Source organism: Sphingomonas asaccharolytica NBRC 15499, assembly GCF_001598355.1.
In the GTDB taxonomy this organism is placed as follows: Bacteria; Pseudomonadota; Alphaproteobacteria; order Sphingomonadales; family Sphingomonadaceae; genus Sphingomonas; species Sphingomonas asaccharolytica.
The window spans coordinates 1-1,385 of sequence record NZ_BCYU01000174.1; the positions used below are offsets into that span (position 1 = coordinate 1).

Sequence of the window (1,385 nt, forward strand, 5' to 3'; positions counted from 1 at the left end):
CTTGAACGGTCCCTCGACCGGCACGCCGATATAATCAGCCTGCTTCTGGCTGAGCTTGGTCAGCTTCACGCCCAGCTTCTCGAGATGCAATTCGGCGACCTTCTCGTCGAGATGCTTGGGCAGGACGTAGACGTCGTTCTTGTACGTGTCCGACTTGGTCCACAGTTCGATCTGCGCCAGCGTCTGGTTGGTGAACGACGACGACATCACGAACGACGGGTGGCCGGTCGCATTGCCCAAATTCACCAGGCGACCCTTCGACAGAATGATGATCTGCTTGCCGTCGGGGAACTCGACCAGGTCGACCTGCGGCTTCACTTCGGTCCACTTGTAGTTCGACAGCGCCGCGATCTGGATCTCGCTGTCGAAGTGGCCGATGTTGCAGACAATGGCCATGTTCTTCATGCCCTTCATGTGATCGGCAGTGATCACATCGGCGTTGCCGGTCGCGGTGCAGAAGATGTCGGCGCGGGTCACCGCTTCCTCCATCGTCACGACCTCATAACCCTCCATCGCCGCCTGCAGCGCGCAGATCGGATCGACTTCGGTCACGAGCACGCGGGCGCCGCCGTTGCGGAGCGAGGCGGCCGAACCCTTGCCGACGTCACCGAAGCCGGCGACGCAGGCGACCTTGCCGGCGAGCATCACGTCGGTGCCGCGACGAATCGCGTCGACCAAAGATTCCTTGCAGCCATAGAGGTTGTCGAACTTCGACTTGGTCACGCTGTCGTTGACGTTGATCGCGGGGAACGGGAGCTCGCCCTTCTTGGCGATCGCGTACAGGCGATGGACACCAGTGGTGGTCTCTTCCGACACGCCCTTGATGTTCTTGACCGTCTCGGTGAGATAACCGGGCTTGCGCTTGATGAATTCCTTCACCGCGCGCTGCATCTCGATCTCTTCCTCATTTTCGGGCTCGGCGAACGACTGGCCGGCCTCGAGCTTGGCGCCCCAGAGCGCGAACATCGTCGCGTCGCCGCCATCGTCGAGGATCATGTTGCAGGTCTCGTCACCCCAATCGAAGATCGAGCCGACATAGTCCCAATATTCGGCCAGGCTCTCGCCCTTGATCGCGAACACCGGCACGCCCGACGCGGCGATCGCGGCGGCGGCATGGTCCTGGGTCGAATAGATGTTGCAGGTCGCCCAGCGCACCTTGGCACCAAGCGCGGTCAGCGTCTCGATCAGCACCGCGGTCTGGATCGTCATGTGGAGCGAGCCGGTGATGCGCGCGCCCTTCAAGGGCTGCGACGCGCCGAATTCCTGACGTAGCGCCATCAGGCCCGGCATCTCGGTCTCGGCGATGTTGATCTCCGCACGACCGAAATCGGCGAGGGAAAGGTCCTTGACGACATAATCGGTCGTACGGTCGAGCACGGTGGCCA

Annotated in this window: 1 protein-coding gene; it reads right to left on the reverse strand. The window is 61.9% G+C overall.

Annotation, left to right across the window (positions count from 1 at the left end):
• On the reverse strand, nt 1-1,377 hold a 1,377-nt coding region (gene ahcY / locus SAS01S_RS21935), incomplete at its 3' end, for an adenosylhomocysteinase (RefSeq protein ID WP_066813376.1).
• Nucleotides 1,378-1,385: the final 8 nt, after the last annotated feature.